This window comes from Candidatus Binataceae bacterium, assembly GCA_035650475.1.
Classification (GTDB): domain Bacteria; phylum Desulfobacterota; class Binatia; order Binatales; family Binataceae; genus JAKAVN01.
In genome coordinates this window covers 16183-28658 of the sequence record DASRHP010000014.1, presented here as the reverse complement: position 1 = coordinate 28658, position 12476 = coordinate 16183, and the positions used below count along the sequence as shown (strand labels likewise).

At 63.0% G+C, this 12476-nt stretch carries 11 protein-coding genes; 6 read left to right on the top strand and 5 right to left on the bottom strand.

What is annotated here, in order from left to right; translation table 11 throughout:
• The first annotated feature begins 3 nt into the window (after positions 1–3).
• The 5 genes from VFB33_17160 (at position 4) to VFB33_17140 (ending at position 5466) form a co-directional block, all read left to right on the top strand.
• On the top strand, positions 4–1797 hold the full coding sequence (locus tag VFB33_17160) for a methanol/ethanol family PQQ-dependent dehydrogenase (protein HZO83426.1): 1794 nt from the start codon (positions 4–6) through the stop codon (positions 1795–1797).
• Between the two features lie 88 nt (positions 1798–1885).
• Positions 1886–2695, top strand: coding sequence for a quinoprotein dehydrogenase-associated putative ABC transporter substrate-binding protein (locus VFB33_17155; protein HZO83425.1), 810 nt, complete (start codon positions 1886–1888; stop codon positions 2693–2695).
• Positions 2696–2697: 2 nt separating this feature from the next.
• Positions 2698–3477 (top strand): c-type cytochrome, encoded by a 780-nt coding sequence (locus VFB33_17150; protein ID HZO83424.1) that lies wholly within the window; start codon positions 2698–2700, stop codon positions 3475–3477.
• A 23-nt stretch (positions 3478–3500) separates the two neighbouring features.
• Positions 3501–4136, top strand: a complete 636-nt coding sequence (locus VFB33_17145; protein ID HZO83423.1) for a DUF2380 domain-containing protein — start codon at positions 3501–3503, stop codon at positions 4134–4136.
• A 328-nt stretch (positions 4137–4464) separates the two neighbouring features.
• A complete protein-coding gene (locus tag VFB33_17140) occupies positions 4465–5466 on the top strand; it encodes a transporter (protein HZO83422.1) in 1002 nt (333 codons plus the stop codon).
• Between the two features lie 88 nt (positions 5467–5554).
• On the opposite strand, the gene VFB33_17135 is transcribed toward VFB33_17140, so the two are convergent.
• Positions 5555–7957: a TonB-dependent receptor gene (locus VFB33_17135; protein ID HZO83421.1), complete on the bottom strand. Its 2403-nt coding sequence runs from the start codon at positions 7955–7957 to the stop codon at positions 5555–5557.
• Between VFB33_17135 and VFB33_17130 the strand changes: the two genes are divergently transcribed.
• Complete coding sequence (locus tag VFB33_17130; protein ID HZO83420.1) at positions 7874–8881, top strand: TonB family protein; 1008 nt, start codon at positions 7874–7876, stop codon at positions 8879–8881. The genes VFB33_17135 and VFB33_17130 overlap by 84 nt on opposite strands.
• A 47-nt stretch (positions 8882–8928) precedes the next feature.
• Here VFB33_17130 and VFB33_17125 read toward each other — a convergent pair whose 3' ends face one another.
• The 4 genes from VFB33_17125 to VFB33_17110 all read right to left on the bottom strand — a co-directional run bounded on the left by VFB33_17125 (position 8929) and on the right by VFB33_17110 (position 12385).
• The gene (locus VFB33_17125) at positions 8929–9969 is read right to left on the bottom strand and encodes a hypothetical protein (GenBank protein ID HZO83419.1); all 1041 of its coding nucleotides are present in this window, start codon (positions 9967–9969) and stop codon (positions 8929–8931) included.
• Between the two features lie 61 nt (positions 9970–10030).
• Positions 10031–10357 carry an NIPSNAP family protein gene (locus tag VFB33_17120; GenBank protein HZO83418.1) on the bottom strand — a complete coding sequence of 109 codons (327 nt, stop codon included), beginning with the start codon at positions 10355–10357 and terminating at the stop codon, positions 10031–10033.
• Positions 10354–11553 (bottom strand): LLM class flavin-dependent oxidoreductase, encoded by a 1200-nt coding sequence (locus VFB33_17115; protein HZO83417.1) that lies wholly within the window; start codon positions 11551–11553, stop codon positions 10354–10356. The genes VFB33_17120 and VFB33_17115 overlap by 4 nt, the downstream gene beginning before the upstream one ends.
• 25 nt (positions 11554–11578) lie before the next feature.
• Complete coding sequence (locus VFB33_17110) at positions 11579–12385, bottom strand: alpha/beta hydrolase (protein HZO83416.1); 807 nt, start codon at positions 12383–12385, stop codon at positions 11579–11581.
• Positions 12386–12476 lie beyond the last annotated feature (91 nt).

Here is a 12476-nt window from a genome sequence, read left to right as displayed (position 1 = left end):
GAGATGAAAATTGGCTCAAGGCATACCGGATGGATAGCTTGTTTCGTGCTGGCCGGCTTGTTCGCGACGGTTTCGATCGCGCAGGCCAACGAGGCGCTCGAGAAGATGTCCACGGATCCCAATCAGTGGGTGATGCCGGGCGCCAATTACAGCATCACCCGCTACAGCAAGTTGGATCAGATTAACGCCCAGAACGCGAAGGACCTGCACGTCGCATGGACGATGTCGTCCGGCACCTTGCGCGGGCATGAGGGCCAGCCGCTGGTGATCGGCGACATGATGTTTTTCGAGAGCGCCTACCCGAACTATGTATACGCCGTAAACCTCAACAACATTGGCAAGATTGTCTGGAAATTCGAGCCGCCCAAGAATCCCGCCGCGCCGCCGGTCGCCTGCTGCGACGTCGTCAACCGCGGCGTTGCCTACGCCGACGGCAAGATTATCGCCAGCGCGCTCGACGGCCACATCTACGCGCTTGATGCCAAGACCGGTAAGGTGCTGTGGAAGGCCAACAACGCAGACCCGCTCAAGGGCCAGACTGTCACCGCCGCGCCGCTGGTGGTCAAGGACAAGGTGCTCATCGGCGTATCGGGCGGCGAATTCGGCGTGCTCGGCTACCTCAGCGCATTCGATCTCAACAGCGGCAAGCTGGTCTGGCGCGCGTACAGCGCCGGCTCCGACGAGGGCATGCTCTTCGATCCCGAGAAGACCATCAACGCCAATCTCCAGAAGCCGGTGGGCAAAAACTCCAGCCTGGAGACCTGGCGCGGCGACGAGTGGAAGCTGGGCGGCGGAACCACCTGGGGCTGGTATTCATACGACCCCAAGCTCGACCTGATTTTTTACGGCACCGGCAATCCGGGAACCTGGAATCCGACCCAGCGACCGGGTGATAACCGCTGGTCGATGAGCCTCATCGCGCGCAATCCCGACACGGGCGTGGCCGCGTGGGCGTTCCAGATGACTCCGCACGACGGATGGGACTACGACGGGGTCAACGAGAACGTGCTGTTCGACGCCGACGTCAACGGCCAGACCGTGCCGGCGCTCGCGCACTTCGACCGCAACGGTTACGCCTACGTGCTCGAACGCAGCAACGGCAAGCTGCTTGCCGTCCACAAGTACGATCCTACGGTGAACTGGGCGACGAGTATCGATTCCACCACCGGCAAGCCGACCGTCGATCCGTCCAAAATGACCAAGGCCGGGGTGAACGTGAAGGGCATTTGTCCCGCGGCCGAGGGCGACAAGGACGAACAGCCGTCTTCCTACGATCCGACAACACACCTGTTCTACATCCCGACCAACCACATCTGCATGGATTACCAGGCGTTCGACGTAAAATATAAGGCCGGCTTCCCGTTCGTCGGTGCGATCCTCAATATGTACCCTGCGTCGCCCAACGTACGCGGCCGTTTCATCGCCTTCGACCCGGTCACCGGCGATACCAAGTGGGCTATCAACGACACCTTTCAGGACTGGAGCGGCGCGCTTACCACCGCCGGCGGCGTCGCTTTCTACGGCACGCTCGACGGATGGTTCCGCGCCGTTGACGTGCGCAGCGGCAAGATACTTTATCAGTTCCATTGCCCCTCGGGGATTATCGGCAACCCGATCACGTATATGCATGACGGCAAGCAGTACGTCGCCGTGCTCACGGGCGTCGGCGGCTGGGCCGGAATCGGGCTCGCGGCTGGTCTGACCAAGCCGAGCGAAGGCCTCGGTGCGGTCGGCTTGACCGCGTCGCTGGGCGAGTACACCAACCTCGGCGGCACGCTGATGGTTTTCAGCCTCTAAGCCGCAGCTTCGGCAATGCGGAGCCGGCGGCCACGGACGGTCCGCCGGCTCCTTTCCAACTCGCACGCATCAATCGGATCCCTGGAACATGCCGCGCCAACCCCTTCTCCTTACGCTTGCGTTGACCCTCCTGTGCGTCGCCGCGACCTCGGCCCGGGCCGCCGATTTTCGCGTCTGCACCGACCCGGACTATATGCCGTTCTCCAATCGCGCCGGCGAGGGCTTTGAGAACAAGGTAGCGGAACTGGTGGCCAGGGAGCTGGGCGAGCGGCTGGTCTACACCTGGGCGAGCTACCGCCAGCACGGCGGCTTTTCGGAGTTTCTCGCGCGCAACCTCGATAGCGGCAAGTGCGACGCGGTGATGGATATCCCCTACGGAAACCAGGACGAACTGACGACCGATCCCTACTATGCGTCGTCCTACGTGTTCGTTTCGAAGAAAGCCAGAAACTACGATCTCGAGAGCATGGATTCACCAATCCTGCGCAAGGTCAAGATAGGATTCGAGCGTGACACTCCGCCCGAGGACGGACTAAAGATCCGCGATCTGATCATTGATGCGACTCCATTTTCGGTGGGCGATCAGGAGGGAGTGTCGCCGGCCTCGATGCTGCAAGCGGTTGAGGACGGAAAGATCGATGTGATGATCACCTGGGAGCCCGCGATTGGATATTTCCTAAAAAATTATCCGGACCTGACGGTGGCCCGGGTTCCCAATGAGCGGGTGACCGGGTCGCCCGAGCAGTACATGTTTTCGATGGCGATGGGGGTGCGGAAAAATGACCAGGCGCTGGCGAAGAAGTTGAACGCGGTAATCGCACGGCACAAACGTGCCCTTCAGGACATTCTTCGCCGCTACAACGTACGCCTGTATCCGGTCGAGGGAGAAGCTTTGTGAGAATGGGGCGGCGGCAATATGCGAGCTGGAGCGAGAGTCGCATGTTGTCCGCGGGATGGTGCCGGTTTTTTTTTATTCTTCTGGCGATTTGCGCGAGCGTGGGCTGGGGTCGAGGGGCCGCGCAGGAAGCGGCCAGCCCTGACGAAGTTATGGCGCACGGGTTTGATTGCTTTTCTTGCCACGCGATCAAGCGCGACATCGTGGGTCCGGCCTGGATCAGGATCGCGAATCGCTACAATCACGACCCCTCCAAGGCCGACTACCTTGCCAACAAGATTATCAATGGCAGCGTGGGTGACTTTGGAAAAGTGCCGATGCCCGCGCATAAGGACATGAGCCCCAAGCTCGCCAAGCAGCTTGCAACCTACATTCTCACGCTCAAAGGTAAACTCGAGGAAGGGCCGAGCAAGCACTACCGGTACAAGAACCTCGCCGGCAAGATGGTTACCGTCGATTTCCAGGTCTTCCAACAGTCAAACGGCAAGAAAATTGTCACCGACGATATCTTTGGCGGGTTCGAAAAATACAATTCCTACTGCTTCCGTTGCCATGGCTTTGACGCCGCTGGCGGTGAGTATGCACCTGATCTTCGCCAGTCCCTTATTAATGGAATGACCAGACGCGAATTTTTCACGGTGGCGATGGAGGGGCGAGAGGCGAAGGGGATGCCGGGATGGAACGGCTTCTTCACCGCCGACGAGCTCGAACAGGTCTACGAATATGTCAAGGCGCGCTCGCTCGATCTCATCGGGACCGGGCGTCCACCGTCGAAGGAAGACTGAACGCACCGCGCGAGGCTTGCGCAGTGAATCGCTCGAACCGAACTCGCCAGCGAACCTTCTGCCTGATGCCGACAACGGCGGCTGCGGCCTGTGTGCTTGCGCTGACGGTTCCCGCAAGACGCGCGCTTGCGGCGCCGCAGCCGGGCACGGCCCGATCGCCCACCGTGGTGGTCGCCGATTTTGACCTGGTGGACCTGGCGCCCGAGGGGGAACGCTACGACGTCGAGCAGGATAAAGCGCGTGCCCGATTGATAAGCCGGGAGGTTCGCCGACTGGTCGCGAACAGCGGAGCCTTCACACTGCTCGACCGCGGACGCACCGACGAGGCGCCGCCATTGGACTTCCGCTCCTGTCCGGCCTGTATCTGGGACTGGGCAAAGGCGCGGGGCGCTGCGTTCGTCATCGTCGGCGCGGTGGAGAAGGAGAGCCGACTCATCCTGTGGGCGCAGATGTCGCTGTTGGACGTCGCGCGGCAGTCGGTGATGAGCGAGTCCTCGCTTTCGATCCGTGACGACACCGACGAGATGTGGAAGGCTGCGGCGAGCGCTCTGACAAGACAAATTCTGTCGGCGATACCGCACCGCTCGGCCGTCTCCCGGCATTTGCGCGATTCCGTTGACGATGTGGCGCAAAGCTCGCGGCTGAAGATTTATCTCTGACGGGGAACTGAGCAACCGGCGGCGGCCGGTTGTGGATTCCAGAACACTAAATCACAGGGTCGCCAGGCCCAGGAGGGAGCTTGTTCACACGCCGGCTCCGGCCGTCGGGTTCTTCAATCTGGAACGTGTCGACGGAAGAAGCACAGTTCCGCAAAGCCGGGCGACACGGAGGTGACAGATGCGCAGAGTACATTGAACACGCGCAGTGCGTAATCACATTTCGGAGGGGTGACTTATGAAACGATCATCGTTGCTCAGATGGCTAAGTATAGCGACGGGCTGCGTCCTTCTCTGCTTGTGGCCAGCCTACGGGCACGCTGACCTGACGGTGAATGGCCTCGATATCGGCCCTTCGCTCGGAGCGAACAGCGGCCTGTACAACTTCTATGATTATCCATTCTTCGATGGCGGTTTTCCGGAGAGCGCCGAGGATGTGCAGGCTTTCCAGGTCGCGCCAATCTACAACGTCGGAAAATCGCTGTCGGGAACCAATCGTAAAAAGGTACCAGGAAACCATCAGCTGGACGCTTTAGTGATGTTGTTCCAGTGGGTGTATTTCTACCCCTGGCAGCCGTTCAGCAACCACATCACCCTGAGTTCGGACATGTTCTTCAACTACCAGACCGTGCACGTCGACTCGGGTGAACCGGTCGGTATCGGAGTCGGCGGCGGCGGATTCGGCGATATCTCGTGGACTCCGCTCGGAATCGGTATCTCCTACCAGCATTGGAAGTATGAGGACTGGGTCAAGCCGACCGCCTATATATCGCCGTTGATCGGATTTCCCTCCGGTGCTTACGACAAGGGCGACGCCTTCAATACCGGGGGAAACGCATGGTCGATCACGCCGGCTTTCATCGGATGGACCTATCTCGGCAAGAATTTCGGGCCGCTGGCAGGTTCAGAATGGCAGGAAGATCTGATTTATAGCCACGTATTCAGCGCCAACGATCAGTTTCCGACGCCCGCCCCGCTGGTGAAAACCCTGGGCGCTTTTACGACCTTCTCGCCGGGGGATTCGATCGTGTTCAACAACGCGTTTCTGTTTCCGGTGCTGAAGGACCTGAAGGCGGGCTTCCATGTAACCTACACCCAGTCGCTGTCTGCGCCGGATATCGGCGGACTGACGGTCCATGGCTCCGAGGTTCAGGAGCTCGGAGTGGGGCCGGCTTTTATGACCCACGTCGGGCCGGTCAATCTGTGGCTGTCCTTCGCGACCGACATCATGACGAAGAACGTGTTCCGGCAGTACGGATTCTATCTGACCGGCGACTATGCATTCCCGACGATGGCGCTGTTGAAGGACGAGTTGCCGTCGTGGATGAAGTAGGGGCGCGGGCGCCCGACGGCTCGCCGGACTGTCCGGGCGCCGTGGACCAAGGGGCGAGCGCCGGAGCTTAAGCTCCGGCGCTCCGGGGTTAGGGCGTCGGCGCTCCCTGGCTTGCGCCCGGCAGCGGTACCTTGAAATTGAAGTAGAGCGCGCGTCGCGACATGTACTGCGGGACGCTGCCCACTCCGATTCCGGAACCGTTGTGGAATTGGTAGATGCGGTCGAGGAGGTTGACAACGCTTACGCGGGCGTCGACCCGGCCGACCATCGGAACCCCATCGAAGGTTCGCCCGATACTCGCGTCCACCTGCGTGTACGACGGCATCATCGCCGTGTTCGCAAAGCCGGTGCGTAATCCGCTGCCGAAGGTTATGGCGCTGGTCGCCACGAAGCCGTGCCATCGGTAGGCTAGCCCGGCCGACGTGGTGAAGAGCTGGCCCTGGTCGAGGGCGATATAGTGGCTGGCGATGTAGGAAAACTCTTGGGGGTCGAAATTGAACTGGCCGCTGACCACCTGGCTCGCCTGCGCCACGGTATAAGTGAAATTGACATAGGCTGAGAGGCTGTCCCGCAGTTGCCACGAGCCGGTCGCCTCGGCGCCGTAGATTCGCCCGAGCCGATAGTTAATCGGAGCGAAGATGAGGGAGCTACCGAACTGTCCCTCGTCGAGAACGTCGCGTTCAAGCTCGAAAAATCCGTCAACCCCAAGCTGAAGTCCGAATGAGAAGCGGTGGCGCATCCCAAGATCGAAAAAGTAGTCGGCCATTGGCTTGGGCGGCGAGTTCCTCAAAATCCCGGGCTCGGCGGTGGTATTGACGAAGCGGTCGATGTCTTCAGTGGCGAGAAATTCGGTCGGTGGAGGAACGAAATACACCGCCGCGCCTGCGTGCAACGTAGTAGCTCGATCGAGCTGGTAGCTCGCGCCCAGCCGCGGACTGACCTGCCCGCCGCCGATGAATCCCACAAGTTCGTCCCAACGCACGCCACAATCGACGGTCAGCCCGGCCAGCGGCTGCCATCGATCCTGGACGTACAGTCCGTACATCGACTGCATCAGGTTGTGGTTGTCGACGATGAGAAAGGGCAGGGTGCTGGTCTGAACGCCGTCGATCGCTGGGAAGGTATAGGCGTGGTCGTCAATCTCGGCGTTCTCGACATCGAAGTAGTAACCAAAACCCAGCGTGTGTTGGGTGCCGAGGTGCCAGCTTGCATCGCCCTGCGAACCGTTGACGAAGCTGCTGCGGAAGACGCGCGCGGCCAGACCGTTGAATATCAACTCCCCGGCAAAATCGGGGTGGAAGCTCAACGACGAGTACTGGCTGAAGAGCGAGAGCTGATAATCGATGCCGCCGGGCGCCACCCCTTTCAGCGCAAGGATACCGAAATGGGTCTGTTCGAGTTCGGTGTCGGAAACGTGGGCCGAGGGGTACACCGGGACATTGGAGAGCTCGAAGACCTGCGGCTGGTCGGGTGTCGCCGGCCATCCGAAATCGTGCACGAAGCTTGCGCCGATAAGGCTGATCGAGGTGTCGGTGTTGAGCAAATCCGAGAGATACAAGAAACTCCCGCCCTGATTGGTGAAGTCGTTGAGTGGATCGGGCCCAGGCGTAGGCGGATTCACGCCGCGAACGTTGTGGAGGAAGTAGCCGGTTGCGTAATAGTCGAGGCCGCCTCGTGAGCCGCCGTATTCGAAGCTCGGCTGGACCGTTTCGCGCTGGCCACCGAAGTATCCGACGCTGCCGCCGTTGGCAATCTCGCCCCTGCGGGTATGGATGTCGACCACCGCGCCGGTGCGGTAGCCGTATTCAGCCGGGAGCGCGCCGGTGAGGACGTCGATGCTCTCGGCGAAGCGCGGCGAGAGCTGTCCCAGGTCGAGCACCTGGACGTTGGGAATCATTACGCCGTTGATCCGGTATTGCAGGGCGTCGTCCATCTCGCGCGGCAGCGGCTGACCGGTCGAGTCCTGGATCATTCCCGGCGCCTGGAGGAGGACCTGGTTCACGGTGCCGTTTTCGCCCAGCGGCAGTTCGCGAATCGCCTGCTGGCTGAAGTGATAGGCGGTAACGCCGCCTGGCGCGACCGCGTTGCGCGCGGGGCGCAGGCGTGGAGCGCTCAGTTTCAGGCTGAGCGGCTCTTGAGACTCCATCGAGAGTTGCACCCGTGCGGCGCGACCGGCCACGACCGTGGCAATTGCGATCGCCGGTTTGAAGCCGCGCGCGTGCGCCACTACCGCGTAAGTTCCCGGCGGCAGTGCTTCGAACGAAAAGGCGCCGGAAGCCTCGCTGCGCGTCGTAGCTACGCGCGCGCCGCTGCGCGCATCGAGTTGGACCAGCACGCCCTCGAGCGGACGGCCAAGCGAATCCTTGACCATGCCCATCAGCGCAGGGCGTCCACCGGTGGCTTGGGCATGCACGGCGCTGACATGCGCGAGGGCAAAAACAAGGACGGCCAGCGCGGCCACCTGCAATCGCCATCTGCACGTCTTCTTCATGTGGGCTCGCCGCCCGCGTGCGGCTTTGCGCGCGCGCAGGCACCGCGCCGGACGCGCCTCGATTTGATAAGCTCGCGCTCGGGTGCCGTGAGCGGCGCGTCGCCACGCAAGCATAGGTCAGTTACGGCTCCGATGCGAAATCCGCTCGCATACGCGATGAGGGAACGGGAAGACGGCGCCACCGTACGGCTCGCCGGACGCCCGTCGCTGCCTGCCCTCGCGCCGCCTCCGCCCGCAAATCCCTGGCGTTTGCTTCCGTGGAGCGTTCCCGCAGCGGCGCTGGTAGCCCTGATGATTTTTGTGCTCGACCGCTGGGTCGGCCGCACGATCATTCCAAGGGCTTCGTATGTTGAGATCCGCGTTATCCCGCCGATCGCGATGCCGCCGTCGGCGCCTGGCCCGCCCGCAGCGAGCCCCGTGCGGATGACGCATGCTTCAAGCGTCGCGCGAGGCGCGAAAGCCGTAAAACCGCGCCATCTCCGTGCCGCGCATCACCCGAAACTCAGGGAGGAGCGGAAGTCGTTCGCCGCGCGAACTCCCGCTGCGGCCGGGCCGCCAAGCGGCGTTCCATCCGCTCCTTCGGCCGCACCGTCAACGCCCCCGGCCGAACGGTCAGCGCCAGGCGGCACCGGCGCGGCAGGCGGGCTTGGCGCCGCGAGCGAGGGCGCGCAGGCGCTGTACACTCCGCTGCCAGAGATTCCCGCGGACCTGCGCAGCAACCCGCTCAATACGATCGCGGTTGCGCGCTTTACCGTAGCGTCAGACGGCAGCGCGACGGTGGCACTGGTCAAGGCGACGCCGTATCCGGAGCTGAACGATCTCCTGCTGCGGACTCTCAGGCGGTGGCGCTTCTCTCCGGCGTTGAAGGACGGCAAGCCGGTCGCGTCGAACTTCGAAGTGCGCATTCCGGTTGTCGTCGAATAGCCGGGGCGCGCCTTTGAGCGGTCAGATGCGGGGCTGCCTGCGCGCGATCAGCGGCCGAGTTCGGCGCGCACGATCCGCGTGCCGTCCACCATCGCCTTGAGCTTGGCGAACGCGACGCCACGCTCGAGATACTTCATCCCGCAATCGGGCGCGATAACGAGCCGCCTGGATGGCACAAATTTGAGCGCCGCGCGAATCCGCTCGGCGACGGTCTCCGCGCTCTCGACCCGCGGGTCGCCGAGGTCGAGCACGCCGAGCATGATCGTCTTCGAGGGCAGCTCGTTCAGGATGGAGAAGTCGAGTTTCGGCTGCGCCGCCTCGATCGACACCTGGTCGGCGGTGCATTCCTCGAGCTCGCGCAGGAACGCGTAGCCGGTCTCGTGTTTGTCCTTGACGTAATGGCCATAGCCGAAGCAGAGGTGGACGGCGGTGGTGCCGCGAACTCCCTCGAGTGCGCGATTGAGTGCGCGCACGGCAAACTTGCGCGCCTTGTCCGGCCACGCCTGCATGTAGGGCTCGTCGAGCTGCACGATGTCGGCGCCGGCCGCGAACAGATCCTTTATCTCCTCGTTGACCGCCGCCGCATAGTCGATCGCCAGCGCTTCGTCGTCGGGGTAATAGGCATTCTGCGCCTGCTGGGACATCGTGAAGGGGCCAGGAATAGTGATCTTGGTCATTCGCGACGTATGTGCGCGCAGAAAAACGAGGTCACGCACCTCGACCGGCGCGATTCGCCGGATCTTCCCGTTGACCAACGGCACTACGTCGGGTTTGCCCCGACGGTTGAGCCCTTGGCCGGGGCGGTCGGGATCGACGCCGCCGAGCGCGTTGGCGAAGCGGTTGGAATAACTCTCGCGCCGGATTTCGCCGTCGGAAATGATATCGACGCCGGCGCGTTCCATGTCGTGGATGGCGACGACGGTCGCGTCGTCCTGTGCCTGTTCTAGCCATTGATCGGGGACGCGCCACATCTCGCGCGCGCGCCATCGCACCGGCACCCGCTTGCGCAGGTTGTCGCGGTCGATTAGCCAGTCCGGCTGCGGGTAACTCCCGACCACCGTGGTCGGCAGCAGGATGTCCTTCATCATGGTTCAATGATCCGGCGGGCAACGCGCGGCGCGCGCGGGCCCGGCCTCTGAACGCGCATCGTCATCGCGCGGCCGAGAACGAAGTCGGTGTCAGGATCGAGTTGGAAACCGACGAGAGCAGCGGGCCGTTGGCCTCGCTCAGGCGGCGCGCCTCGATCCATTCGGGATCGCGCAGAAAGGCGCCGAAGCGCGCGTCGCGATCGGCAAGCGAATCCCACTTCAGGATATAAACCAGGTCGGCGTTGGATTCGCCGATAGCCACCGTCCAGAAGCCGAGCTGCTGGATCCCGTGCTTCTCGAACAGGCGGATTGTTACGGTTTCGAAGCGCCTGAGCAGATCGGGTAGGCGTCCCGGCAGGCAATGATACACGCGCAACTCGTAGATCATTTGCTGGTCTCCATCCGTTTAGATCCCGTTGAAGCTTGCTCCGGGCGCGGCGGCGCGGCGCTGGCGCCGGGCAGGTACGGCATCACTTTGTCGGCGAACAGCTCGACGTTGCGCATCACCTTGTCGTGCGGCATGTCGCCGACCTGGAAAGCGCCCATGAAGATGCCCGCGCCCGCGCGTCCCATGTTGCGCACCAGTCGCTCGCCGACCTGCTCGGGCGTGCCGATCAGCGTCTCGCCGCTCGCCAGCAGGTTGTCAACGTCGAAGAACGAGCCCGCAGTGCCGCGCGCCTCGATGAAGCGCCGGAGCGAGGCCGCCGAAGTGTAGCCCGGCGGCATCAGCATCTGCGGGGGTATCGCGAAGCATCGCTCGGCGAAGTACTTCAGATGCGGCCGCGCCTCGGCGAGCGCGGTCTTTTCGTCCTTGGCGACGTACACCTGCGAGGTCCAACCGAACAGTTCGGGGCCGGCCTCGTAGCCGAACTTGCGCGCGGCGAGTTCGCGGTACATGTCGTAGAAACGCACCAGCACGTCGAGCGGAGTGAAGGTCATGATGTAGGGGTAGCGATGTTCGGCGGCCCACGCGATCGTCTCGGTCGAGCCCTGCGAAGGGCAGTAGATCGGCGGATGCGGCTTCTGGAGAGGCCGCGGCCACACGTTGACGTAGCGGAAGCGGTAATGCTCGCCGTCCCATTCGAACGGCCCTGGCTCGGTCCACGCCTTGATAATGAGATCGTGGGCTTCGAAAAAGCGCTCGCGCGAGAAGGTGGGGTCGAGGCCGAGCGAGTAATACTCGCATCCGATCCCGCGCACGAAGCCCGAGATGACGCGTCCGCCGCTGATAACGTCGATCATCGCGACTTCCTCTGCCACCCGCAGCGGATTCTCACGCAGGCAGATCCCGTTGCCGAGGATCGCGATCTGCGCGCGTTTGGTCCGCTGCGCGAGCATCGCGGCGATGATGTTCGGCGCGGGCATCGTGCCGTAGGCGTTCTGGTGATGCTCGTTGACGCAGACCGCGTCGAAGCCGACCTCGTCGGCGAACTGGAGTTGGTCGAGATACTCGCCGTACACGCGATGGCCGATCGCGGGGTCGTAGAGCGAGTTGGGCAGTACGACCCACGAGCTGCGCCAGGTTTTCTGGAAGTCATCGGGGATGAACGGCCACGGCATCAAGTGGAAAAAGAACAGCTTCATCCTTGCCTCCCGGCGCGCGCGGTACTCAGCGGCGATCGCCCGCCGGCTGCGGCGGCGCAAGCGCGATACCGTCGGCGAAGCGCGCAATCGTGTCGGCCAGCATGGTCGGCTGCTCGATCGCGACGGCGTGGCCCGAGCTTTCTATCAGCTCGAAACACGCGCCCTTGATCTCGCGCGCCAGCATCCGCCCGTGCTCGGGCGAGATCAGCCGATCCTTGCCGCCCCAGACTACGAGCGTCGGCACGCGCACGTGATGGAGCCGGCGGTGCAGCTGCGGATTGTACGGCCGTCTCCAGGTCAGGCGTGCGACAGCCGCTTGCTCCTCCCACATCCGCACAATTCCGTCCACCGCCGCGCCCTGCGGCATCAGAGCGATGGCCTTGGCCGGATCGGCGAACAGGTAGCCCACTGCTTCCATCGGATCCATGATGAACAGGTCGGGAGTCGGACGTTCGGGACGTACCCCAAGCGCGCCTGCCAGGACAAGGCCACTCATCAGATCAGAGCGAAAGACGGCAAGCTCCGTCGCGATCCACCCGCCGAGCGAGAGCCCGATGACCAGCGGCTTGTCCGCTGCGATTGCGCGGATGAAGTCAACATAGTGGAGTGCAAGGTCCTCGGCCTCCTTGACCCAGGAGGGCAGAGGCGTACCGCCGAATCCCGGATGAAGCGGGGCGTACACGGTGAAGCGCTGAGCGAGCCGTTCGTGAAATTCGAACCACTGTCCCGCTCCGCCGGCGCCATGCAGTAAGACCAGCGCCGGGCCGCCGCCCCCGATCAGTGTCGGCACCGTGCATCCGCGGACGTCGATGCGTTCTTCGCGGTGGTTCAAGCGCGCCCCATCCCCTGCGCGACGTTGGCACGAAGCCGCCGCGCCGGGCAAGCTGTGCAGGGACCGACGCGCGGTGCTATCAGTACTGTTC

Coding starts and splice junctions, on each gene's coding strand:
- VFB33_17135 (HZO83421.1), bottom strand. CDS start 7,957: ATGAAGAAGACGTGCAGATGGCGATTGCAGGTGGCCGCGCTGGCCGTC.
- VFB33_17125 (HZO83419.1), bottom strand. CDS start 9,969: ATGATGAAGGACATCCTGCTGCCGACCACGGTGGTCGGGAGTTACCCG.
- VFB33_17130 (HZO83420.1), top strand. CDS start 7,874: ATGCACGGCGCTGACATGCGCGAGGGCAAAAACAAGGACGGCCAGCGC.
- VFB33_17120 (HZO83418.1), bottom strand. CDS start 10,357: ATGATCTACGAGTTGCGCGTGTATCATTGCCTGCCGGGACGCCTACCC.
- VFB33_17115 (HZO83417.1), bottom strand. CDS start 11,553: ATGAAGCTGTTCTTTTTCCACTTGATGCCGTGGCCGTTCATCCCCGAT.
- VFB33_17155 (HZO83425.1), top strand. CDS start 1,886: ATGCCGCGCCAACCCCTTCTCCTTACGCTTGCGTTGACCCTCCTGTGC.
- VFB33_17160 (HZO83426.1), top strand. CDS start 4: ATGAAAATTGGCTCAAGGCATACCGGATGGATAGCTTGTTTCGTGCTG.
- VFB33_17150 (HZO83424.1), top strand. CDS start 2,698: ATGGGGCGGCGGCAATATGCGAGCTGGAGCGAGAGTCGCATGTTGTCC.